Origin of the sequence: Bacillus sp. FSL K6-2944, assembly GCF_038005385.1 — a bacterium.
Classification (GTDB): domain Bacteria; phylum Bacillota; class Bacilli; order Bacillales; family Bacillaceae_G; genus Bacillus_A; species Bacillus_A cereus.
On the sequence record NZ_JBBOTE010000001.1, the window covers coordinates 2,324,305 to 2,349,364 of the forward strand.

Here is a 25,060-nt window from a genome sequence, read left to right on the forward strand (position 1 = left end):
GTGCTAAAATAGCACGCCTTTTTGTTCTACTTCTCTAAAAATATAAGCACAGACTCCGCAATTTGCTCATAACCAATTTCTTGATAAATTTTATTCGATGTCGGATTCGCTAAATCAGTATATAACGTAGTCGTCTTGTACCCTTCATCTAACATACGTTGACTAAGTGCCGCTACACACTTAGATGCGTATCCCTTTTTCCTTGCTTCTTTCGGCGTATATACAAAATTAACTGTTATATTATTTTTAGTTGGTCTCGTTTTTGCAGCTACAGAAACGAGTTTCCCATCCACTTCCAAACCAAACAGTCGATTTGTAGTTATTAATGTATATGCAGTTTGTTTTGCTTCTTCTTTCGTAGTAGGAAGCTTTACATCTTCACAAAATTGATATATCCACTGTTCTATTAATGGTAATTCATCATTATTTACCGCTCGAAAAAGTCCATTCGCATTACACTTCTTCTTTACTCTGTTCAACTCATACACACCTTGCTCCATTGCAACATTCATTTTCTTATTTTCTAATACCGCAATCTCTTCCGCTAATTTCTGTACAATTTTCTTATTACCGATCAATCCAGGAATATCCGGATATACTTTCGTTAACTCTTTTGCAAGTTCCTCAATAGCTACTCCCGAAATTTCAGAAGTTGCAACAATGATTTGTTTCTTCTCTTCTGTTTGCAGAAATACAACCGCAATTTCTTCTCCTTGTTTCGCTATCCCCATAAATGTTGGTTGTTGGACCATTTGTAATACACCTAATATGAGATTGTTTTCCTGCTCATTCTTTTCTAGAAATGGTGTAACATCTTCTTTAAAATGAAAAATCTCTTCATATACATGTAATTGAATCATCGACAATCTCTTCTCTCTATTTATATTTTAATTAAGTATTGGCGATTAATTCATTAAATCCCTCTTTTACGATTCAATAATATTCAAAGCTAATGTATTCAAAGCATTTTCAGCTTGTAAAATTCTCTGTTTTTCCTTTTCAAATACATCTTCTTCTTTTCGAAATGACTCTTGTCGATTTTTAATCATACGATTCATTTCTTTTTTACTCGGTCCACCGTATACATTTCTTTTTTGAATAAAAGCTTCTGGCGATATAATTTCTTTCCACTCTTTTTCTAATAAATTTATTTTAAAATGTTCTTGCAAGTACATATTTACCTCTTTGAAGTGTAATTCATGTAGTTCTTTTTTCTGCTCCAATGACATATTTGCAATAGCACTTGCTGCATGATGAGCATGCCGAAATGGAATTTCATAGTTTTTTGTTAAAACATCGGCGAAATCCGTTATCGTTATTGCATGTTTATAGGAACGACTTTTTAACGTTTCTTCTTCTACTTTCATCGTTCGGATCACTGCATTCATCATACAAAAAACACGAATTGCCTTTTCAATCCCTTTATATAAATATGGCTGCAAGTCATCTTCCGTATCGACAATATCACCAAATGGTGTATTATGAATCATTTGAAATACTGTAAATGCTTCTCCTAAAGCACTACTTGTAATTGCACGAGCGTGTTCAATTGAAACCGGATTTCGTTTTTGCGGCATAATACTACTGATTTGTACATATGGCTTTGCAACAGTAATACCGTCATATTCTTTCGTTGCTAACAACAAAAAGTCATGAATCCATCTACTCGTATTCGTCATCATTACCATAAGTAGCGAGCTAACTTCTAATAAATAATCCGCTCCAGCAACAGCATCATATGAGTTCTCAATTACATTTGTAAATCCAAGTAGATGAGCAACTCGTTCTCGTTTAATCGGGAAACTTGTTGTAGAGAGTGCAGCTGCCCCCATTGGAGACTGATTTAAAAGCTGGTACGTTTTTTTCATTCGTTCTAAATCTCTTTGCATCGTATCATAAATTGCTAACGTATAATGACCAAATGTTGTTGGCTGTGCTGGTTGTGTATGTGTATAAGCTGGCATGATCGTTTCCTTATGATCAACGGCAAGTTGCAGTACACTTTCTTGCAATAACAAATGATGTTCTATTAATCGTAATACATATCGCCTTAAACTCATGCGATACATCGTTACGCCCATATCATTTCTACTTCTACCAATATGCATATTACTTACAAAATCGCATTTCGCTTCTTGAGAAATTAAATGTTCGACTAAAAAAAAGAGATCTTCATGCTGCTCTGTATAGAGCAATTGCTCTTCTGGAATTCCCTCTACCTTTTTTAATGCGTGTAATATAACTTTAGCTTCTTCCTTTTTCATTAAATTTTCTTCCGTCAGCATCGTAATATGTGCTTTATGCACTTGAAACATATCTCTCAATAAGTAATTTCTTTGAAAATGAAATACATGTTGTAATACACAATCCACATATGTTTTCCCAGGGAAATCAGCGCCTTCACTCTTTATAAACTCTTCTTTACTTTGTTTCATCACCTTTTCCCCTCTCACCTAAGTATTACTACCCATCATACCCAGAGATAGAAAAAAAGTGCTTGTACATAAAAATAAACTCGGTGCTCTCTGCACCGAGTTTATTTAATAAAAGTCGCATCATACTTATCACTTTGCAACACTTGGAAATGTAAGTTTGCTAAATGTTTCCGTATTTCTGCACTATCGTCTTCATTTAAATTATTTGCCAAAAACACAATCTCCGTACAGTTTCCACGTTTATCCATAGCGTAAACTGCTTTTGTAACCGTCCATGGTGTATAACCATTCTTTTGCCCAGCATGTCTAAATGTTTTACGGTATTTCTTGGCACTCATGTCTGTTTCAACGATATTTGCCCACACTTTTTCTTCAGCTTCTGTCAAGCCACCTTTATGGTTTGCCTTTTGAAGTAATACCATATAATCATTTGCAGAAGCTGCTGGTAATCTATCTGACCAAATTTTGTCGTAACGTTCCTCTAAATAAAGCGGAATTTCCTTCTGTAATAATGGTCCCTTCTTCTTTAAGCGTTCATGAATAATCATCGCATATTCACGATATTGCTCTTGAGACATTTCTTTTAACTTTTTCTCTATTTTATATTTTGGAACATGTAATTCTTTATGCAAATATCCCGGGATATACAAAGATGAAACGATTGGAAATAGTGGTTGATGTGCAGGAAGTGATAAACTTTGTAAATTTCGATTGATGTTATCTAATCCTAACAATTCCATTAAGTATTCAGCATTTGCATTCGAACTAAACTTAACCATTCCTTTTGCCACTTCTTCTAAAGAAACCGCTCCTTCAGTTATCTTGCCCGTTTTCTCCAAATACTTTTGCCATCTATCTTGTGCACCACCATCTGTATTCGGCACATAATAGCGATTCACATCATTAATCGACACGAAACTAGAAGAATCAATTTTCCCTTCAGTAACTTGTTTCGTATATTCAAGCGCCACAATTAATTTCATCGTACTAGCAACTGGCAATACAACATTTGGGTTTACAGAATAAACAACTTTATCATTTCTCTTTACTAGAAGCGCACTATTTTTTTCATCTTTATGTTCTTCAATAAAAGATGCAATATACTGTGCATCATCATTATTTGAACTCCACACTTTTTTCACTAAAAAGTTACCCGATATTAGCAAAACAAAAATACCCACAATTACTGCGCATACTATAGTTTTTTTCAAGTAAAATTCCTCTCCTATTGTGTAACTCTTCTCTATTTATCATTTAAAAACAAAATAATGGAGATGGTCATTTACATAACCATCTCCATTATTTTAACTTGTATGCTCCTATTATGTCTACGTCATAAATTTCACAAAATCCTCAAGAAACTTTTTATAATGTAACGACCAACCAATTCGCACCCAATTTTTTAATGCTTTTGCATCAGGTTGAGGCCGAAAATCAGCAATACTCTCTCCTTTTGCAATTCCAGCTGTATCTACATCGACACGACGATATACATAATCTAAAAGGGATGGATTTGCCGCAACCATCATTGTAACGACGTCATGTACTGGACTTCCTTTTATTTTCGGATTTAACTTTCTATAAGCTTTATAATAGTACGTAAATATCGGCTCGATTAACTTATTAAAACTCGTTTTAGAGTGTTTCGTAATATATTTTACCATTTCCGGTGTAATAATTGCTTCAGATGTAACGTTAAGTGGCACTAATGTCACATTTTTGGCATTTTGCATAACTAATTGTGACGCAATGGGATCACCATGAAAATTCGCCTCTGCGACTGGTGTTACATTGCCAGGCATTAAGAAAGCACCGCCCATTATATAATATTCTTTCACATACTTCATCATCGGCTTTTCTAAAATAAATGCTGTCGCTAATGTTGTTGATCTACCAGCATCGACTATTATTAATTCTCCTTTATATTTTTCAAGAAGATCAAAAAATGTACAAAAAGGCTTTATATTTGGTGAAAAAGTTTTTGGAGGTTTAATTGGCCCTAAACCGTCTGTCCCATGAATTTCTGGATAATACGTCGTAATATCTCCGGATAAAGGAATTTTCGCACCATTAATAACAGGTATATCTTCCCGTCCTGCCATTTGCAATAAATATGCGGCATTACTTGTCGCCTTTTCTTGTGTTACATTTCCATATCCCGTTACTACACCAACAATATCAATATCAGGATGCAACAATCCATACATAATTGCTAAAGAGTCATCAATTCCTGGGTCTCCTAAAAATAACACTTTTTTCATCGACCTCAACTCCATCCCCTCAGTTGTTATTAATTTATGAATAACCGTGGATATACAGAATAAAAAAGAACAAATTCATACGAAAAAACGCAGTCTTATAAGGACTACGTTCTTCAGCTAACCTATACTGTTTTTTTTACAGCACTCATACTTCCAATAACATAAGCGATAAACGCAAAACAAATCGGGAAGACAACTGTATGTATACCGAACGGATTTGGATAGAAAAGATGAATACACATATATGAGCCTACCCCAACTAAAATAGACGCAAGCGCTCCTGTAGCATTTCCTTTCCTCCAATATAACCCTAATACGATTGGCCAAATGAATGCTGCTTCTAATCCACCGAAAGAAAATAAATTTAGCCATATTAAAAAATCTGGTGGTTTAATCGCCGCTGCATAAACGAGTAGTCCTACAATACCAGTAATCCACAAACTTCCTTTTTTTATCGTACTGTCTGCTGCATCTTTATTTATGTAATTTACATATATATCTTTAATAATTGACGAGCTTACAAGTAATAATAAAGAGTTTACTGTAGACATAATCGCTGCCATCGGTGCAGCTAAGAAAACTCCAGCTAACCAAGGAGGTAACACTTCCATCGCAAGTAGCGGCATTACTTTATCTGGTACCGTTATACCTGGAAGTACTACTCTTGCAAATACACCAGTTAAATGCATACCGATCATAATTGTGCCAACGACAACGGTTCCAATTATTAAAGCTTGATGCATCGCTTTTGAATTTTTATAAGACATGGCACGCACGCTAATTTGCGGTAAGCCGACAACGCCAATTCCAATTAAAATCCAAAATGATGTAACATATGATTTCGTTAAACTGCCATCTGCTCCGAATGGTGTAATTAACTTTGGATTAATTTGAACAAGTTCCTGCATAATCTTTTCAATTCCACCACCAGCAATGACAGTAGCAATTAAAATGATTGTCGTTCCAACTAACATAATGATTCCTAATAATGTATCTGATAGAGCAACTGCACGAAATCCACCAATTAATACGTACACAAGTACAGAAAAAGTAAATAAAAATAGTGCTGTTGTATACGATAGACCAGTTAGTGACTCGATTAATCGTCCACCACCGACCCACTGGGCTACTGTCGCTGAAAATAAAAAGATAATAATACATAACGCAGAAAGTATAACAACTGCTTTATTATTGTATCTCCCTTTTAAATAATCGATAAGAGTAATTGCTTCCATCTTCCTAGCGATAATTGCAAACTTTTTACCGATAACCGTTAAAACGATATAGCCTGTTACAACTTGAATCGCAGATAACAGTACCCATCCAAGACCCATATTGTAAGCAATACCAGGGCCACCAATAAAGCTACTTGCACTACCGTACGTAGCAATCATTGTCATCGCTAATAATAAACCGCCTAGCTCACGCCCACCAAGAAAATATTCTTGTAAAAATTTATTATGAGCAGTTGCTTGCACACGTCTTGAAGCATATACACCAATTAAAAATACAACGATAAACGAAATTATCATTGGAATGATTACATACCAATTCATCTATTATTCCTCACTTTTTTCTTCCTCATCGAGTGAAATATCTTGAAATACAAAACGAACAACTAAACTAAGTAAAATAACCATAACGATAAATCCAACGATACAGCTATAAAAAAACCATGCGGGAAAACCTAATACATATGTATATTCATTCGGATTTTTACTACCAAGCCCATAAGCAAATCCGTACCATATTATAAAATTAATAATAGCAAGTCCAAGACCAATTAACGCTTCTCTATGGGCTATTCGAAAGCGTGGATCATCATGATAATCTTTCATTTTTACCCCTCCTCTCACGATGTATTATTGTACCATTGTTCTTCTAGTTTTTCCTACTAGAAAGCAAAAACAAGCAGGATTTTTTATAATCATATAGAAGATTCTCTTACATTACATATTTTTTACAATTGTAACACAAATGAAATTTGAATTTTCAGTATTTCTTAATTATGATTTTAATTAGAGGCTTTCCATCTAGTTTCCACATCCTTGATTTCGGAATAAGCGCCGTCTCGTACTGCGTTTACATTATATTTTCAAGGGGGTTATACAATGAGTCAACTAGCTGTAAATCTTCATGAAAAGGTAGAGAAATTTCTTCAAGGTACAAAAAAGTTATATGTGAATGGATCTTTCATTGAAAGCGCTTCCGGTAAAACATTTAAAACACCTAACCCAGCAACTGGTGAAACACTTGCCGTCGTTTCTGAAGCTGGTCGCGAAGATATTCATAAAGCTGTAGTCGCAGCTCGTATGGCTTTTGACGAAGGTCCTTGGTCTCGTATGAGCACCGCTGAGCGAAGCCGTCTCATGTACAAGTTAGCTGATTTAATGGAAGAACATAAAGAAGAGCTTGCACAGCTCGAAACATTAGATAACGGAAAGCCAATCCGTGAAACAATAGCAGCAGACATACCACTTGCAATTGAGCATATGCGCTATTACGCTGGATGGGCTACGAAAATCGTTGGTCAAACAATTCCTGTTTCCGGTGATTACTTTAACTATACACGCCATGAAGCTGTTGGTGTCGTTGGTCAAATTATCCCTTGGAACTTCCCGCTTCTTATGGCAATGTGGAAAATGGGAGCAGCGCTTGCTACAGGATGTACAATCGTTTTAAAACCTGCAGAACAAACTCCACTATCTGCTCTATACTTAGCTGAATTAATTGAAGAAGCTGGATTCCCGAAAGGTGTTATTAATATCGTACCTGGATTCGGTGAATCAGCTGGACAAGCTCTCGTTAATCATCCACTCGTTGATAAAATTGCATTTACCGGTTCTACTCCTGTCGGTAAACAAATTATGCGACAAGCATCCGAAACATTAAAACGCGTTACACTTGAATTAGGCGGTAAATCACCAAATATCATATTGCCAGATGCTGATTTATCTCGCGCGATTCCTGGTGCACTTTCTGGTGTTATGTTTAACCAAGGACAAGTATGCTCTGCTGGATCACGCTTATTTGTTCCGAAGAAAATGTATGATAATGTCATGGCTGATCTCGTCCTCTATTCTAAAAAACTAAATCAAGGTGTCGGTCTTAACCCTGAAACAACAATTGGCCCTCTCGTTTCCGAAGAACAACAAAAACGTGTAATGGGCTACATTGAAAAAGGGATTGAAGAAGGCGCTGAAGTACTTTGCGGAGGAAGTAATCCATTCGATCAAGGCTACTTCGTTTCTCCTACAGTATTCGCTGACGTAAATGATGAAATGACGATCGCAAAAGAAGAAATTTTCGGTCCAGTTATTTCTGCAATACCGTTTAACAATATTGACGAAGTAATTGAACGTGCAAATAAATCACAATTCGGCTTAGCGGCTGGTGTGTGGACAGAAAATGTTAAAACAGCACACTATGTTGCAAGTAAAGTACGTGCAGGTACAGTATGGGTAAACTGCTATAACGTCTTTGATGCAGCATCTCCATTTGGAGGATTTAAACAATCTGGTCTTGGCCGTGAAATGGGATCTTACGCATTAAATAACTATACAGAAGTAAAGAGCGTTTGGCTTAACTTAAATTAATGAGAAAGAACCTGACCTACCTGGTCAGGTTCTTTTCATTATGTATTCCTTTAAACTTGCAGTCCTCCGCTCACATTTAATACTTCACCTGTAATATAAGATGCGTATTCTGATGCTAAAAAGGCTGCTGCGTTCGCAATATCTTCTGGCGTTCCAATTCTACCAACTGGAATAGCGCCAACCATCTTTTCTTTCACTTTATCTGGTATCGTTTTGGTCATATCTGTATCCATAAACCCCGGACAAATCGCATTACAAGTAATACCGAAACTTCCAACTTCTTTCGCTGCTGTTTTCGTTAATCCTACAACTCCTGCCTTTGTAGCCGCATAATTTGCTTGACCTATGTTTCCTTCTCTACTAATTGAAGATATATTAATAATGCGTCCATACCCTTGTTGTCTCATGTAAAGAAGCGCGGGTTGCATACAATAAAAAACTCCAGTTAAATTCACTTGTAATACTTGTTCCCAAGCAGATTTCTCCATTTTATGTAACATTGCGTCTCTTGTAATTCCAGCATTATTCACCAAAATATGTAATGTACCAAATTTTTGAACCGCATATTCAATTAACGACTTTGCTTCATTTTGATTACTCACATCACATCGATATGAGCACACTTCATATCCTTCATCTGATAACTCACGTGTCGTTTTTTGTAGATTCTCTTCATTTACATCGCTAATTAATACTTTCGCCCCTAGTTTTGCATAAACCCTTGCAATCTCTTTTCCAATTCCCTGTGCAGCTCCTGTTACAACAGCTGTTTTCCCATTTAAAAACTCCATTCCTATCCCCCATTTCTATTACTTATACTGTATATTTCGGCTCCTTGCTTTCCAATTCCTCTTTGTATAAAAAAGTCTATTTGTGTCAAACTAACTTTGCAACGTCGCATAAACGCAAGGAGATTGTGTCGAATGAACAAAAAGAATTTCAAACAAAGCAAAGCAACTGATGGCATTGATGTTGAGTTCTCTCGCGAACTCGCTGACCACAATGACTTAGAAGCAAACGCACGTGCAAATGCCGCTGATGCACGTCAAAAGCGCCAATCAACCGAAAAATAAGGTACATCACAACCTTATTCTTTTCAAAAGGGACCTACTACCCAACAAAATAAACCGAGAGACATCTCTCGGTTTATTTTCTATATTTTTTTGCATAATGAGCCAAAGTAAGCAATGGATATATATGAGCATAACTATGATAACGAATATAAAACCCACCTGGTAAACCTGTTCCAGTAGGATATTTTTCATTTATATAAGAGTTGGAGAGCAAATATGAAATACCTTTTCGAATGACTGGCGTTTCTTTATCATAGTAAGAAATGAGGGCATCTAACGCCCATGCTGTTTGGGATGGTGTACTAAATGGCAAAGTAACAAATCTTTTTTCCACACTACTTTGGCAAGATTCTCCCCAGCCACCATCTTCATGCTGTATATGTTCAAGCCATAAAGCTGCTCGTTTCACTGATGGATCGCTAGATGGTATTCCTAGTGACCGTAAACCAGTCAACACTGCCCACGTACCATATATATAACAAATTCCCCATTTCCCATACCACGATCCATTTTCCTCTTGTACATTCATTAACCAATTTATCGCACTTTGTTTTTGTTTCTCGGGCAATTCATTTTGCGTATACGTTCCGAAAAATTCTAATACTCTTCCTGTAATATCTGGTGTAGAAGGATCTGTAATCATATCACTTGCATTTTCGATTGGTAAATTTGCTAATATACGGCTCGTTACCCCTTTTTCAAAAGCCCCCCAACCACCATCATTATTTTGCAATCCTTTAACCCAATTAACCGCTCGCTTCCAAGCAGTGTCTACATTTTCGTTCCCTCTACTTCGCGCCAATGCTCTTAACGCAGCAGTTGTATCATCAATATCTGGAATCGTCGTATTCACATCCGAAAAGCCCCAACCACCCGGGAAGAGATCCGGTGCATGTACACTCCAATCTACTTTCTTCGTTTGCTGTTTTCTTAGTAAATATGCTGATGCATTGTGAATCACTTTACTTGCTTTCGGAACTTGAGCTTCTTGCAAAGCATAACTGAGTAAAGCTGTATCCCATACAGTTGATGGAGAGTTTTGCAAATGGCTCCCTCTCTCCATCTTCCATATATAAGATGTGATTCCCGTTATAGCTTTTTGAATAATTGGTGATTGAATAGAATGTCCTAATGCAAGTAAAGCATAAATCATATAAAACGAGGCAGTTGCGTAGCTATATAATGTTCCATTTTCATCAATACGCTCTTTCATAAAACGTTCTACTTCCTCATATCCTTTATGATGCAAAGAAAGTGGATACGTTATAATTTTCTTCACGTCACTTACTAACGTTTGAAAAACTGGAGACCGATCCTCCCGAAACCATTCTCCGCCCCCGCCTGCAATGTGATTTAAATTTGGCAATAACTTTTTCCCTACTCGAAATCTTTTATTTAAACACAACATCATCGGAATTAAATGAATACGTGCTGAGCTACTCAGTTCAAAAATACTGAGAGGGGAATCATTCTGCAGAAACATAATTGGTGTTGGCAAATGAAAGAGAGAAGGATATTCATATTCTCCATGAATCGCTAATAAAAACTTCGTCATAAAATGAGCACGCGCTACCCCACCGCGCTCATTTATAAACATTTCCGCTCGCTTCATATTCACATCTTCTTTTGTATATTTTTCCGATGCAAGTAAGGCAGCATAAGATTGAATTGTAGCAGATAAATTACCACCCACTTCATCTTCATACAATTTCCATGTTCCTTCATTTGTTTGGAGTGATGCTAATCTTTTTACAAACGGTTCTATCTCTTTATCTTTACCTAATAATTTTAATAAAAAAATCATATGACAATCTGTTAGTGGCGCTCCTTCAAAACAAAACCGCCACGTACCATCTTGCCGTTGCATTGTTTGAAGTGCAGTTGTTCTTCTCGCTATTTCTTCATGCACTTTTTCATATAATAACAAGTTGCTCACCCACCCTTTCGAAATCCGTATAACGATATTCAAAAAGGTAGCTGAATATGTATAAAAACAAAGAAAAGCAGAACATATAAAATGTTCTGCTCATAAACAATACCCTACTCCGACAATAATCCCTAATAAAGCACCGACTACTACTTCATACGGTGTATGCCCAACAAGTTCATTTAACTTCTTATATTCTGTTTCTCTACCGTGAAAAAAGTCATTCAATATTTTTGCTTGTTTACTTACTGCAAGCCTTACTCCTGAAGCATCATACATAACAATAATGGCAAAAATTGTAGCAACCGCAAACATCGAGCTTTCCACACCTTCCACTACTCCAACTCCTGTAGCAAGCGCTGTAACTGTTGAAGCATGAGAACTTGGCATCCCACCTGAAGCAAAAAACTTTGCAAAATCAAATTCACCTGTTTTAACTAATTTGAAGACTACTTTCGTTAATTGTGCTAAAAACCATGAAATTACAGCTGCCATAAGCGGATCATTATGTAAAATTGTTTCCATGTTCTCAGCTCCTTACTGACTATAATGGAAATTCTATATAATATAAGTATAAAGAAAAATGCGTAGAAAATACTACGCATTATGATACTTTTGCTGATTTATTTTTTATAAATTTCGGTTGTTTCTGCACTAAAAACTTAGTCTTCGCTACCGAGAATACAAATAATGCAACCCATATACAGAAAAATGCAATCATATGAGTAGATGTGAAATGTTCACCAAATACGAATACACCTAAAATTAAGCTAATTGTTGGTGCAATATATTGTAAAAAACCTACCATATAAAGCGGAATAAGTTGGGCTCCTTTTGCAAAATAAAAAAGTGGTAGAGCTGTAACAATACCTGCTCCTATTAATAGTAATGTCGATAACATTGAAATAGATCCAAATGAGCCGAAACCATGGGCGCCTGTCATAACAAGGTAAATGATTGCAAGCGGTGTCACTAACATCGTTTCCATCGTAAGTCCAATTGTAGCATCATAGTTTAACAGTTTTTTCGTTAATCCGTATAATCCAAATGAAAAGGCAAGTGAAAGAGAAACCCACGGAATAGATCCGAAACGCACTGTTAAAATGATAACCCCCACTCCAGCTAAACCAACTGCAACATATTGCCAGAAGTTTAACTTTTCCTTTAAAACGACTGTACCAAGTAAAATACTAATAAGCGGATTAATATAATAGCCAAGACTCGCTTCAATAACATGATTATGATTAACAGCCCATATGTAAACAAACCAGTTTCCGCTAATCAAGACTGAAGCTATTGTTAATGACATTAATAATTTAGGTCGTTTAAAAAGATTCACAAATTCCCCAATAAACTGACGAAACCTCTTCGTAACACCTAATACGAGTAACATAAAAACAAATGCCCAAACGATGCGGTGTGCTAATATTTCATCTGCTGGAACTTCCTCAACCCATTTCCAATAAATCGGTAGGATTCCCCACATCGTGTAAGCACCAGCCGCGTATAGTATCCCTTTTTTTTGCTCTGCTGATTGACTCCCCATCTTCCTTTTTCTCCTCTTCTCATTTTTTCTCCATTATACGGTCTCACATGCTCACTTTACCAATAATCAATCTGCATTTCTTTCGACATTTCTCATACAACGAATAATAAACATACCGTTATTACAACAAGTAACGGTATGCCGAAAACAAATTTCTTTTTATGAATTTTATGATGAAACATATACATGCCGATCCAAGCTCCAACTGCTCCTCCAGCTGCCGCCGATAAAAACAACGTACTTTCTGGCGTTCTCCACTGTTTCTTCTTTGCTTTTCGTTTATCAAGCCCCATAAGGCTAAAAGCTATAACGTTAATAATAAGAAAATAAATCCATTTCATCGCTTTCTCTCCTTATGAAAAATTCGATTAATAGTAACACGAAAAAACGACGGAAACAACTGAAGAACTCTTTTTATCCAACTAGTTTCATTCCTTTTTCTTAATTAGTTACCTTCATATTTACATAACCAACTAAAATCGCAGTTAAAGCATTTAATATTGAAAAATGTTATGAGTAGAATCTTATATTTCATTACATTCATCCACTACCATATCATCAAAAAAATTGCTCTCAATCACTTTCTCATCAAAACGAAGAACTACAATTAGCCCTACATATAAAGAAACAAAATTTAGAAACCATTCCCCATTCTCATCTTTCTTAGCTAAGCATTTAAATATCTCTTGAAATTGCACCCGCTCGTCTGCAGCAACAATGGGACGTACACCAAAATATTTCAATACAAGATTCAGCTTCAGCTGTACGGATAATGATAAAATATATTTTAATAGCTTCGTATACTCTGCACTATCTTTTTGACTATACAACTTCACAAGCTTTGGATGTAAATTCGAAAGCGATAATTCCTCGTCAGTCACTCTAGTTACTTCTATCGTTTCAATCATCTTTTTCATATCCATCACATTCACCCCTTCTGAAAAAATTCTAAAGCCAAAGAGTACTTAATTCAAAATGTACAACAATTGTGCGTTTCTCGTCTCTCGTTCTTCCTCACTGACTAAATCATACTTTTTTAGGAGGTGAAAAACATCATTTAATAATTTCTGTGAATGAATACCTTGCAAAAAACTCTTTAACTCTTTAAAGATCCCTTCAGGTAAAAAATTCTTTTGACTTTCAAGCTTATTCATCACATCTTCAATAGAATGATCAATGTTACATGCCATACTAAACTTCCCCCTCTATCCTCTATAAATAATATCCTCAGCTAACGATGTAAACACTTCTCCAACAAGAGAATCTTCATCATATACAGATGAACCATTATTTTCTTCACGTTTCGCAAAAGGTATTTTGGCAATTACTTCTGTTTGCAATTGTCCTGCAAGCATTTCGCCGCCGCCTTTTCCGAAGAGATAATTTTTCGATCCATCTTGTTCTTCATAATAAGCCATATTTTCCACAATACCTAAAATCTCATGCTTCGTATGTTTTGCCATTACACCAACTCTTGAAGCAACGAATGAAGCTATATTGTGCGGAGTTGTAACAATTATTTCTTTCGCTTGCGGAATCATCGCTGCAACATCAATCGCAACATCTCCTGTACCTGGTGGTAAATCAAGTAATAAATAATCTAATTCTCCCCAGTGCGTATTCGCAAGGAAATTTTGAATCCATTTATTTAGCATCGGTCCGCGCCACATCACTGGGTTATTTCCTTCTGTAAAGAATCCCATCGACATGATTTTAACACCGTGACTAATGACTGGAATTGCCGTTTGATCAATCATCGTTGGTTTCTTATTCGTTTCCATCATAGCTGGAATACTAAAACCATATATATCTGCATCTAATATCCCCACTTTTTTGCCCATACGAGCTAGTGCAGTTGCAAGATTAATTGTCACCGTTGATTTTCCAACTCCGCCTTTTCCGCTCGTTACAGTAATAAAACGTACTCCTGAATCGGGGTGAAGCATGCTCGGCATACCAGTTTCTGTTCTAGTATTTCGCTTTAACTTCTCTGTTAAAGCTGCACGTTCTTCTTGTGTCATAGAACCAAATGTTACCTCCACTTTAGAGGCACCAATTGCGTGAAGCGATTCTTCAATATCTTGTTGAATTTTTGCTTTTAACGGACAACCTTGGATTGTTAGTACTACTTCAAGTTTAACCTCTGTTCCGTTCATTTGTATATTTCTAACCATATTTAATTCTACAACACTTTTGTGTAACTCTGGATCCTCTACATGTTTTAATGCATTCATTATTTGTTCTTGAGTAAGCATAGAACTCATCCCTTCTCTTATTCTAATTTATATACAACATTTTCTTGGCACTTCATCTGGTGAAAAAGCTTATTATCCACCGCTAACGGGTGGGATTAATGCGACTATATCTCCGGCTTTTATCATCTCTTCATTCATTACAAACTCTTCATTAACAGCCACCATCACTTTATCCAGCGATTGTAAACAATAGCTGGCTTTGAGCCATTCTTTTAATTGCTGCACTGTCATTTCTTGCTTTTCTGAAATTACTAATCGATCCGATCCAACTTCCTCACGCAAATTTGCAAACAGTAAAATTGTAATCATTTTCTCATTCTTCCTTCTTTGGTTTTCCTTCTGGATAAGGTGTGTTTTCAAGTTGATCTCCAACCCACATCGTTCCATCTTCCCAAAATTCTTTTTTCCAAATTGGAACGATTCGTTTTATACGTTCAATCGCGTACTCATTCGCTTCATAAGCTACTTTACGATGCGGTGATGAAACTGCAATGACTACCGCAATATCCATTATTTCTAGCCGCCCTACACGGTGCGTAATTGCTACTTTTGCATCCAGCCATCTTTCACTAATTTCTTCACCAATTCTCATAAGTTGTTTTACTGCCATCGGTTTATATGCTTCATACTCTAAATGTAGCGTTCGTTTTCCTTTTGTTAATTCTCTCACCGTACCAATAAATGTTGTAATCGCACCTGCTTCCCTTCTTGCGACTTTATTCGTTACTTCTTCAACTAAAATCGGTTTATCTACAATCTCAAATAGCACTTGTCCCATTAAAACCACCTCTCACTTTATGAAATGTCCAAGGCCATTCACTACCTTCGTTATCTTCTAATAAAAGAACATCGACAAACATATCTTTTTTATATCCTCTTGTCCCGCCCGGCAATACGATAAACGCGTTGGATTCTGCCAATGAAGAAACTGAGCTAGATTTATCAAACCCTGATGGATAAGCGATTAATTTCCCCTCATCATATTGCAATTTTGCTCGTACAAATCTTGTAAATGGATTCGGTTTTAGAAAATCTTCTCCTAATAACGCTTTTTCTCTTTTTAAATGTACTTTTTCACTAAACATATACGTCCGAATACACGGTCTTACGAATAATTCAAACCCTACGTAACAAGCTGATGGATTCCCTGATAAACCAAATAATAACTTGCCATTTAATTGTGCTACAGTCGTAACACTTCCTGGTCGCATTGCAACTTTATTAAAAAGAACAGATGCACCTAACTTTTCGTAAATAGCTGGTAAATAATCATAATCTCCTACTGATACACCGCCCGTTGTAATTAACATATCTACTTGGCCAAGCGCTTCTTTCACAGCTGTAAAACACGTATTAAAATCATCACTAAACTTCCCAAAATATTTTACTCTTCCGCCCGCTCTTCGAATTTGAGACAATATCATGTACGTATTACTGTTTCGGATTTTCCCTGGCTGTAATGAATCATTGACATCCAGTAATTCACTCCCAGTCGCTAACAGTCCAATTACAGGCTTTCTCGCAACTGGTACTTCACTATAACCGAATGTAGCAAGAAGAGCTGAAATACCTGGATTAATGTACGATCCCTTCTTTGCAAGAACTGTTCCTTTACGAGCATCTTCACCTTGAAAAGAAATATTGTCGCCCGTTTTGAATGATCGCTTCACTTCCATATAATTGTTGCCATTCTTCTCATATTGACGAGTCAGCTCTAACATAACAACCGCATCACACCCATTCGGAATTTGTGCTCCTGTCATAATTCGAACTGCTTGAAATGGACCTACTTTCTCATGGAATAGCGATCCTGCACCAATTTCACCCACTACTTCAAATACAATTGGCGTTTCATAACTTGCTAAATTAGTATCTTCTGCTCGAATAGCAAATCCGTCATACGGCGAACGATTAAATGACGGTACATCATGGTCAGCTACTAAATCCTCTGCTAATATACGTCCATAAGCTAATTCAATTGGTAATAGCTCCTTTAAGCCCTTATCAGCAAATCCCATCACTTTACGAACAGCTTCTTCAACCGTAATTGGCACTCTTCTTTCCATTGTTGACACCCTCTCTATTAACCGAATACGCGATAATATAGTTGTTTCGCTTTCGAAATATCATTTGTACCATGAATAAAAACACGACCATCCCGAAAAAAACGATGCGGTAATCATCGAATTGGCAAGATAGTAAATACGGATTCCGATCTACTTTTCCCAGTTTTTTTAATACTTTTTCTATATCATCAAAATTGTATTTCCTATTGTCTACTGTTCTAATTTGAACTGTATTTCTTCCGCATAAAACAGCTGCTTTCGTTTGATTTTCGTATGATAAATAAGGATAAGTTCGATTCAAACCGCATGAGAGACAAGCGTCTGTTTTTATTTTCCCTAATTTTATAAAATGATTTTGATTACTCCATATATCAAACATGAAAAATGTTTTTCTAATTGCTGAGAAATCTTCCACTAAAATTTTGAGCGCTTCTGCCACTTGATATGCTGCGACGATTTGAACAGTCGGGCTAATAATCCCAGCAGTATCACACGTCACACCTGTAACAGGGATATTTTTCAACATACAATGTAAACACGGTGTCTCTTGCGGAATAATTATATAACTCATACCATATGATCCAACGCAAGAACCATATACCCACGGAATATTATGTTTTTGTGATAAATCATTTATTACAAATCGAATATCAAAATTATCTGTTGCATCAATGATTACATCTACATTTTTTAATAGACCTTCCATATTTTCTGAAGTTGCATCCATTACGAAAGCATGTATTTGTACTTCCGAATTAATTTGTTCTAGCCGATTTTTTGCAGCAATTGCTTTCGGCATTTTCTCTCTCGCATCTTGTTCAGAGTACAATTGTTGCCTTTGTAAATTACTCCATTCAACGTAGTCACGATCGATAATCGTCAACTTACCAACACCTGCACGTACGAAACTTTCGGCACTTGCACTTCCTAATGCGCCTGCCCCTACAATTAACACATGTTTATTTCGAATTTTTTCTTGTCCTTTACTCCCAATTGGTTTGAACAACTGTTGTCGTGAATACCGATCAGCCATTACATACCCTTCCTCTCAAGAACTCTATTTCATATTAGAATGTTGTTTCTGATAACAAGCAAAGTAAGCAAAACCAACAAACCCAGCTCCTCCAATTACATTTCCGATAAAAACAGGAACAAAATTTTTAGCCAGATCCATCCACGTTAGATGACCAGCAAAAATAACAGCGGAAATGACAAACATATTTGCTACTACTTGCTGAAATCCAATCACTACAAATGCCATAATTGGAATCCAAATTCCGATGATTTTTCCGACAAAATCACTCGTCCCGTAAGCGAGCCAAAGAGCAAGACAAACGAGCCAATTACAACCAATTGCTAAAATTAAAGTTCTTCCAAATGATTCATGTAACTTCCCTTCTGCTATCGCTACTGTTTTATTTAAATACTCTCCCTCTGTTAATCCGCCAAGATGTCCAAAACAATACGCAACGAAAATTGCCCCAATAAAGTTCATGAGAGTAATCCAAACCCAGTTATTCAGTACACTTATCAATGTAATTTTCTTTGCATAAAGCGCCATAGACAGTGACATCATATTTCCCGTAATTAATTCTCCTCCTGCTAATACTACGAGCATGAGTCCAACAGGAAATACTGCTCCTCCTAAAACATTCACTAGACTTCCCCAGCGCTCAGGTAAATTCCCTAAAACTCGAATGTTAAGTAAAAAACCTATCGCAATAAACGATCCTCCTAAAAAACCGAGAATAAGCATCGCTGGCAATGTCTGTCTTACTTTTTGAACACCGGCCTCAATGACAAGCTCAGCAATTTGTTCCGGCTTATGAAATGCCATTACCCATTCCTCCATTTTCTCCAAATAAAAAAGCAGCTTCAAAAAACCTCCTCAAAATAAAGGTTTTTGAATGCTGCTTAATTTCTCTGCACATCTTTTACAGAGATATCAATCATCACTTTTACTATAAAATAGAAAATCCACAACTCTTGTAAATTTTCCATTTTTCACTATGACGCTAGCTATATATATTAACCACCGATATGTGACATTTCAATTTTAGGTATTGTTTTCTTATTTGTATGATTTAAGCGTTCATCTGAATAACGATCTTCCCTATTATTCCATATATCGCGTACTACATCTGTAATGTCCTCATCTGTATGTTCAGAACGAAGCAATTCTCTTAAATCATTTCCTTTAGAAGCAAATAAGCAAGTATATAATTTTCCTTCTGCAGAAATACGAGCTCTCGTACATGATGAGCAAAAAGAATCTGTTACTGATGAAATAATACCTATTTCCTCATCGCTTCCTATATAACGATACCTAGTAGCCACTTCACCAGAATAATTTGCTTCTATCCGTTCTAACGGCATAACTTGATGAATCGTATCTACTATTTCTTGTTTAGAGACGACCTCTTTTAAATCCCAACCATTATAATTTCCAACATCCATATACTCAATAAAACGAAGAATATGCTTATTTTCCTTAAAATATTGCGCCATCTGCAAAATGTCCTGTTCGTTTTTTCCCTTTTGAACGACCATGTTTATTTTAATTTTCATTCCAACTTCAGCTGCAGCCTGTATTCCTTCCAGAACCCTTTGCACTTTGCTCCTATTACCATTTAAATAGAAAAACCGCTCTTCTTCTAAGGAATCTAAGCTAACTGTTACACGTGATAGTCCCGCCTTATATAAATCAGGAGCAAACTTTTTAAGTAACGATCCATTGGTTGTTAAACCGATATCTTCTACACCATCAATTTTATTAAGGCGCTCAATAAGCTTTGGAAGCCCTCTTCGAAGTAACGGTTCTCCGCCTGTAATCCGTAATTTTCTCACACCTAAAGAAACGAAAATACGTGTTATCCTTTCAATTTCATCAAAAGATAAAATTTTATCATTAGACAAAAACGAGTAATCAGGACCAAATATTTCTTCTGGCATACAATATCGGCAGCGAAAATTACAGCGATCAGTAACTGAAATACGTAAATCCTTTAACGGACGTTGCAACTTGTCTAATGTAACTGATTTCATCTTCATTGCCTCACTTTTATTTTATATTTAAAACACGTTCTGGATGGGTATATACATTTAAGGAGTGATTACGAATAAATCCTATTGTCGTAATACCTAAATCTTCCGCTAGTTGCAAAGCTAACTCAGTTGGAGCTGATTTTGATAGTATAATTTCACAACCGATTTTTGCAACTTTCAATAATATTTCCGAAGAAATACGACCACTAAAAACAATGATTTTATCTTTTATAGAAATATCGTTTCTTAAACAATAACCGTAAATTTTGTCTAGTGCATTATGCCTACCAATATCCATTCGGCTTAAAATAATACCATTAACATCACATAAAGCTGCATTATGAACCCCACCAGTACGATGAAACGTATCCGCAGATTGCTGCATTTCTTTCATTAACCGAAAACAATCATCGGCAGCAACCTGTACATGGACACCCTTCATTTTTTTTGCACTTAGTGCATCATTTGCAAAAACAAACCCTTGCCTACTCATACCACAACAAGACGTAATATAGCGTTTATTTTGCATTTGTTCATAATACGGATTTACTTTTGTCGTTGTTATATGCACAAATCCTTCTTTCTCCTGCACCCATACACTATCAATGTCTTCATACTTCCGAATGATTCCTTCAGACGCCAAGAAGCCTATTACCATATCTTCTATATATTCTGGAGTACTAACCATTGTAACAAACTCCTGTCCGTTCATTTTAATGGTGACAGGAAACTCTGTTACAATGCTGTCCTCTATATGTTTAAATGCTCCCTGTTCATAACGAAAGATTTCTCTTTCTACCTGTATCGGTTTCACGATCAGTATCCTTCTCTCACGTTATATTTTTATCAAAAACAAATACAGAAACTGCAATATCTTCTTCTACTTTCATATCTGAAAACAAATTCACTAATTTCGCTCCAACAAGTTCCTCCAAATGTTCACGGGAATTCGCAGCATACACTTCTTGAATCATTTTCGTTCTAGCCATATGAACCATTTCCGCACCGTCCATCGTACTTGAAATAAATTTTTCAGTAGGTGTTAAGTTTCCATAAAGAGTCGCTATAGCCATATTTTCCGCAAAAACAGTATGAATTCGTTCTGGTCCTTTTCCGAAAAGTTCCTTTCGAAGTTTTCGTATCATATCATTAAATTCATGTACTTTTTTTGACATACAATTATACCTCCCAAAAGCCTCATTTTACTCTATTATATATTTTACCAAAATGAGCCTTCCGCCCAAACTATTTCCTACAAATATTTGGGCGGAAAGGTTCACTTCATGAAGTTTATTCGTCTTTTAACCCTTTCCCCATACCTTTTAAGAAATGAAGCCCAAACCCGATAGCACGGTTAATATCTGGGTCTTTCAATACTTTCATAAGATCGAATACCCCTACTTTTTTATTACTTTCTAGATGTTCATTACCTTCTTCTAGCCCGACTAATAAACTACCTATAAGCTTTTTCGTAAGTTCTGGGTCAAGTTCAGTTAACGCACCTGCAGCGCCCATCATATTATTAATTAAATTTGTAACAGGCTCACGAGTTACTTGACCTAGAACAATTTTCGCAATTGGTTCTTTCGCTTTTAGCATTGAATTTGCAGCTTCTAGCATTCCAATGTCATTTAATTCCCCTACTATATTAAACATCTGATTTAGAGCTTCTTCATTATTAGTTAGAAGCTCTTTTAAATCATCTAACTTTTGCTGTTTTATTTCTTCCTCAGTTAATTCTTGTTTTTGAATCATTTTTATAGGTGCAGCCATAGTTTTCTCCTCCTACTTATCCGTTAAATGCACATACCCTGGACGTGCCCACTTACGATGTACCTCAATTCCAGCTTGTGGGTGACGTTTTTTATTGCGTGGGTTCGCTTTTGGCATCGGATTTTCGCCATCAACTTCTAATACTTCCATACGTACTTTTGTTTGTTTATACGCAGGTGTATTCGTACGTACATCCACAGCAGGACCTGTTAAGAAATTAATTGCCGTTTCGTTATCTGTAGAGTTCATCGGTAAATATAACTCATTCGCTTTTACACGATCTGTAACGAGTGCACGTAATTTTAATGCTCCAAAAGGAGAGACAAGACGAACTAACGAACCTGTTTTTACGCCACGTTCTTTTGCAAGGTCTGGAGAGATTTCAACGAAAACACCAGGTACTTTCGTTTGAATACCTGTTGATTTATTTGTCATATTCCCTTCATGGAAATGCTCAAGCATACGACCGTTGTTAATGTGAAGGTCAAACTCAGCTGGAAATTCAGCTGGACGTACCCAGTCAGCAATCGCAAAACGAGCCTTTTTATCTGGGAAGTTAAATCCGTCTTGGAACAGAAGTGGTGTATTCGTTCCATCAAAACTTCCCCAATGGAAACTGTTCCATCCTTCAAGCACTTCATAGTTCGCTTGCGAGAACAATGGTGATAAACTTGCCATCTCAGCAAAGATTTCACTTGGGTGGCTATAATTCCAGTTTGCACCTAGTTTATTCGCAACTTCCTGGACGATCCACCAGTCTGGTTTCGCATCTCCTAGCGTAGGAAGAACTTGATATAATCTTTGGACACGGCGCTCTGTATTTGTGAAAGTACCTTCTTTCTCAAGAGATGGCGCTGCTGGTAATACAACATCTGCATATTGAGCAGTTTTAGAAAGGAAAACATCTTGCACAACGAAGAAATCAAGGCTCGATAACACTTCATGTACATGATTTGCATTAGAATCTACAAGAGCCATATCTTCTCCGACAAGATACATTGCTTTCATTTTTCCTTCGTCAATTGCGTGAAGCATTTCGATATTATTAAGACCTGGTTCACTATCAATTTTCACTCCGTAAGCAGTTTCAAATTTCGCACGTTCCATTTCGTTAGTAACGTGCTGATATCCTGGAAGCCATCCTGGTAAAGTACCCATATCACAAGCACCTTGTACGTTATTGTGGCCTCGAAGTGGGTATGCGCCTGCTCCTGGACGACGGTAGTTCCCTGTTGCAAGAAGTAAGTTTGAAATTGCAGCGGAAGTATCAGAACCACCTGTATTTTGCGTTACCCCCATACCCCAAAGGATACATGTACCATCTGCATCACGAATCATTCCAGCCATTTGAATAAGCGTTTCTTTTGAAATGCCTGTTACTTCTTCTGCATATTCAAGTGTATATTCCTCTAGGCTTTCTTTGAAATCTTCAAAGAAGTTTACATTCTCATTAATGAATTCCTGATCATGCCAACCTTGATCAATCATATATTTCGTAACAGCCATTAACCAAACTTGATCTGTTCCTTGTTTTGGACTAATAAAGACATCTGATCGCTCTGCCATTTCGGTTTTACGAAGATCAGCTACAATTAACTTTTGTCCGTGTAATTTATGTGCACGTTTAATACGTGTAGCTAGAACAGGATGACCTTCTGTCGGATTACATCCTACAATAATAACAAGACCAGATTGCGCAATATCTTTAATCGTTCCGGCATCACCGCCCATACCAATTGTACGGAACAAACCATCCGTTGCTGGTGATTGGCAATAACGTGAGCAGTTATCAATATTATTCGTTCCAAATACTTGTCGAGCTAATTTTTGAATTACATAATTGTCTTCATTTGTAATTTTAGAGGAAGAAATAAATCCGATAGAACCTTTACCGTACTCTTCTTTAATAGCGCCTAATTTATTTGCAACTACATTCAGTGCTTCTTCCCATGTAGATTCAACAAACGTTCCATTTTTACGAATTAAAGGTTTTGTTATTCGTTCTTTAGAATTTACGAAATCCCAACCAAATTTCCCTTTTACACAAGTGGAAATTGCGTTAACTGGTGCATCTGAAGATGGCTGTACTTTAAGAATTTTACGCCCCTTCGTCCACACTTCAAACGAACAACCTACACCACAAAATGTACATACTGTTTTCGTTTTCTTCGTACGAGTATCACGCATGGCCGCTTCCACTTCTGATACCGCAAAAATACCGCTATATCCAGGCTCAACTTCTTTAATTAAATCTACCATCGGTTCAAGAATATCTGGTTTTAATCCCGTCATAAATCCAGCTTCACCGAGCATCGTTTTCTCCATTAAAGCGTTACAAGGACAAATCGTTACACATTGACCACAGCTAACGCATGAAGAATCATTAATATTTACTCCTTCATCCCAAATAACTCGTGGGCGTTCCGCTTCCCAGTCTATCGATAACGTTTCATTTACTTGTAAGTTTTGACACACCTCAACGCATTGACCGCATGCAATACATTGATTAGGATCATAGCGATAAAACGGATGCGTCATATCAACTTCACTTACATCTACTTTCGGTTCATACGGATATTTTTGATGTTCAATTTCCATTAATTCTGCTGTATTATGCAGTTTACAGTTCCCATTGTTGTTGTCACATACTGTACAGTATAATAAATGATTTTCTAGTAACCGATCCATCGCCTCTGTTTGTGCTTCTTTTGCGCGAACAGAAGCACGTTCAATGTTCATACCTTCCGTTGCTATCGTCGAACAAGAACGCATTAACTTTCCGTCAACTTCTACAATACAAGTGTCACATGTTTGAATAGGATCTACTTCTGGCACGTAACAAATTTGCGGATGTTCAATCCCGTTCTCATTAATAACACCCAATATCGTTGAACCGGGCTCCGCTGTATACTTTTTTCCGTCAATTGTAATATGAACCATGTTGTTATTCATGGTCTTTCCCCCTTTTTGAGAATAAAAAAACTCCACCACGAAAATATACGCACCGCATTTCGGCACGTTATTATCATGGTGGAGTAGTTTATTAGCACATCTTGCTAAAATACCAATCCAGTTATTCATAA

25 protein-coding genes and 1 pseudogene are annotated in these 25,060 nt (G+C 36.6%); 2 read left to right on the top strand and 24 right to left on the bottom strand.

Annotated elements, in window-relative coordinates:
- Positions 1–26: 26 nt before the first annotated feature.
- The 6 genes from MHH55_RS11735 to MHH55_RS11760 all read right to left on the bottom strand — a co-directional run bounded on the left by MHH55_RS11735 (position 27) and on the right by MHH55_RS11760 (position 6,534).
- Positions 27–860 carry a GNAT family N-acetyltransferase gene (locus MHH55_RS11735; RefSeq protein ID WP_000615384.1) on the bottom strand — a complete coding sequence of 278 codons (834 nt, stop codon included), beginning with the start codon at positions 858–860 and terminating at the stop codon, positions 27–29.
- A 66-nt stretch (positions 861–926) separates the two neighbouring features.
- Positions 927–2,435 carry an argininosuccinate lyase gene (gene argH, locus MHH55_RS11740; RefSeq protein WP_078186411.1) on the bottom strand — a complete coding sequence of 503 codons (1,509 nt, stop codon included), beginning with the start codon at positions 2,433–2,435 and terminating at the stop codon, positions 927–929.
- Between the two features lie 101 nt (positions 2,436–2,536).
- Positions 2,537–3,646, bottom strand: coding sequence for a serine hydrolase (locus tag MHH55_RS11745; RefSeq protein ID WP_000751366.1), 1,110 nt, complete (start codon positions 3,644–3,646; stop codon positions 2,537–2,539).
- Positions 3,647–3,763: 117 nt separating this feature from the next.
- Positions 3,764–4,696: a nucleoside hydrolase gene (locus MHH55_RS11750; protein WP_000756458.1), complete on the bottom strand. Its 933-nt coding sequence runs from the start codon at positions 4,694–4,696 to the stop codon at positions 3,764–3,766.
- A gap of 122 nt (positions 4,697–4,818) precedes the next feature.
- Complete coding sequence (gene panF / locus MHH55_RS11755; RefSeq protein ID WP_001104820.1) at positions 4,819–6,252, bottom strand: sodium/pantothenate symporter; 1,434 nt, start codon at positions 6,250–6,252, stop codon at positions 4,819–4,821.
- A gap of 3 nt (positions 6,253–6,255) precedes the next feature.
- A complete protein-coding gene (locus MHH55_RS11760) occupies positions 6,256–6,534 on the bottom strand; it encodes a YhdT family protein (RefSeq protein WP_000656239.1) in 279 nt (92 codons plus the stop codon).
- 273 nt (positions 6,535–6,807) lie between these two features.
- Here MHH55_RS11760 and dhaS point away from each other — a divergent pair, with 273 nt between their 5' ends.
- Complete coding sequence (gene dhaS / locus MHH55_RS11765) at positions 6,808–8,292, top strand: aldehyde dehydrogenase DhaS (RefSeq protein WP_078186410.1); 1,485 nt, start codon at positions 6,808–6,810, stop codon at positions 8,290–8,292.
- Between the two features lie 50 nt (positions 8,293–8,342).
- On the opposite strand, the gene fabG is transcribed toward dhaS, so the two are convergent.
- The gene (fabG, locus tag MHH55_RS11770) at positions 8,343–9,083 is read right to left on the bottom strand and encodes a 3-oxoacyl-ACP reductase FabG (RefSeq protein WP_000395038.1); all 741 of its coding nucleotides are present in this window, start codon (positions 9,081–9,083) and stop codon (positions 8,343–8,345) included.
- Positions 9,084–9,215: 132 nt separating this feature from the next.
- Here fabG and MHH55_RS11775 point away from each other — a divergent pair, with 132 nt between their 5' ends.
- Positions 9,216–9,365 carry a YfhD family protein gene (locus MHH55_RS11775; RefSeq protein WP_001035815.1) on the top strand — a complete coding sequence of 50 codons (150 nt, stop codon included), beginning with the start codon at positions 9,216–9,218 and terminating at the stop codon, positions 9,363–9,365.
- Between the two features lie 73 nt (positions 9,366–9,438).
- On the opposite strand, the gene MHH55_RS11780 is transcribed toward MHH55_RS11775, so the two are convergent.
- The 17 genes and pseudogenes from MHH55_RS11780 to fdhF form a co-directional block, all read right to left on the bottom strand.
- Positions 9,439–11,292 carry a terpene cyclase/mutase family protein gene (locus MHH55_RS11780; protein WP_000928145.1) on the bottom strand — a complete coding sequence of 618 codons (1,854 nt, stop codon included), beginning with the start codon at positions 11,290–11,292 and terminating at the stop codon, positions 9,439–9,441.
- A gap of 99 nt (positions 11,293–11,391) precedes the next feature.
- Positions 11,392–11,817 (bottom strand): divergent PAP2 family protein, encoded by a 426-nt coding sequence (locus MHH55_RS11785; protein WP_000447820.1) that lies wholly within the window; start codon positions 11,815–11,817, stop codon positions 11,392–11,394.
- Between the two features lie 79 nt (positions 11,818–11,896).
- Positions 11,897–12,838: an EamA family transporter RarD gene (gene rarD / locus MHH55_RS11790; RefSeq protein WP_000535539.1), complete on the bottom strand. Its 942-nt coding sequence runs from the start codon at positions 12,836–12,838 to the stop codon at positions 11,897–11,899.
- A 92-nt stretch (positions 12,839–12,930) separates the two neighbouring features.
- The gene (locus MHH55_RS11795; RefSeq protein ID WP_078186409.1) at positions 12,931–13,179 is read right to left on the bottom strand and encodes a DUF1294 domain-containing protein; all 249 of its coding nucleotides are present in this window, start codon (positions 13,177–13,179) and stop codon (positions 12,931–12,933) included.
- A 183-nt stretch (positions 13,180–13,362) separates the two neighbouring features.
- On the bottom strand, positions 13,363–13,761 hold the full coding sequence (locus MHH55_RS11800; protein ID WP_078186408.1) for a hypothetical protein: 399 nt from the start codon (positions 13,759–13,761) through the stop codon (positions 13,363–13,365).
- A gap of 42 nt (positions 13,762–13,803) precedes the next feature.
- Complete coding sequence (locus MHH55_RS11805) at positions 13,804–14,028, bottom strand: hypothetical protein (protein ID WP_000752375.1); 225 nt, start codon at positions 14,026–14,028, stop codon at positions 13,804–13,806.
- A 15-nt stretch (positions 14,029–14,043) separates the two neighbouring features.
- Positions 14,044–15,093, bottom strand: coding sequence for a P-loop NTPase (locus MHH55_RS11810; protein ID WP_078186407.1), 1,050 nt, complete (start codon positions 15,091–15,093; stop codon positions 14,044–14,046).
- Positions 15,094–15,165: 72 nt separating this feature from the next.
- Positions 15,166–15,402: a molybdopterin converting factor subunit 1 gene (moaD, locus tag MHH55_RS11815; RefSeq protein WP_000628500.1), complete on the bottom strand. Its 237-nt coding sequence runs from the start codon at positions 15,400–15,402 to the stop codon at positions 15,166–15,168.
- A gap of 4 nt (positions 15,403–15,406) precedes the next feature.
- On the bottom strand, positions 15,407–15,871 hold the full coding sequence (moaE, locus tag MHH55_RS11820) for a molybdopterin synthase catalytic subunit MoaE (RefSeq protein WP_000531881.1): 465 nt from the start codon (positions 15,869–15,871) through the stop codon (positions 15,407–15,409).
- Entirely contained in the window at positions 15,852–17,159 is a 1,308-nt protein-coding gene (locus MHH55_RS11825; RefSeq protein ID WP_000442200.1) for a molybdopterin molybdotransferase MoeA, read from the bottom strand. Before MHH55_RS11825 ends, moaE begins: the two co-directional genes overlap by 20 nt.
- Before the next feature lie 17 nt (positions 17,160–17,176).
- Positions 17,177–18,192 (bottom strand): annotated as a pseudogene (locus tag MHH55_RS11830) (molybdopterin-synthase adenylyltransferase MoeB).
- 24 nt (positions 18,193–18,216) lie between these two features.
- Entirely contained in the window at positions 18,217–18,996 is a 780-nt protein-coding gene (locus MHH55_RS11835) for a formate/nitrite transporter family protein (protein ID WP_078186406.1), read from the bottom strand.
- Between the two features lie 191 nt (positions 18,997–19,187).
- On the bottom strand, positions 19,188–20,204 hold the full coding sequence (gene moaA, locus MHH55_RS11840; RefSeq protein ID WP_000844124.1) for a GTP 3',8-cyclase MoaA: 1,017 nt from the start codon (positions 20,202–20,204) through the stop codon (positions 19,188–19,190).
- A 16-nt stretch (positions 20,205–20,220) separates the two neighbouring features.
- Positions 20,221–21,018, bottom strand: a complete 798-nt coding sequence (gene fdhD, locus MHH55_RS11845) for a formate dehydrogenase accessory sulfurtransferase FdhD (RefSeq protein WP_000802683.1) — start codon at positions 21,016–21,018, stop codon at positions 20,221–20,223.
- Between the two features lie 16 nt (positions 21,019–21,034).
- Positions 21,035–21,379, bottom strand: a complete 345-nt coding sequence (locus MHH55_RS11850) for a DUF2294 domain-containing protein (protein ID WP_000039582.1) — start codon at positions 21,377–21,379, stop codon at positions 21,035–21,037.
- A gap of 115 nt (positions 21,380–21,494) precedes the next feature.
- Positions 21,495–21,977 (bottom strand): DUF1641 domain-containing protein, encoded by a 483-nt coding sequence (locus MHH55_RS11855; protein ID WP_000729897.1) that lies wholly within the window; start codon positions 21,975–21,977, stop codon positions 21,495–21,497.
- Between the two features lie 12 nt (positions 21,978–21,989).
- Complete coding sequence (fdhF, locus tag MHH55_RS11860) at positions 21,990–24,929, bottom strand: formate dehydrogenase subunit alpha (RefSeq protein ID WP_001063638.1); 2,940 nt, start codon at positions 24,927–24,929, stop codon at positions 21,990–21,992.
- Positions 24,930–25,060: the final 131 nt, after the last annotated feature.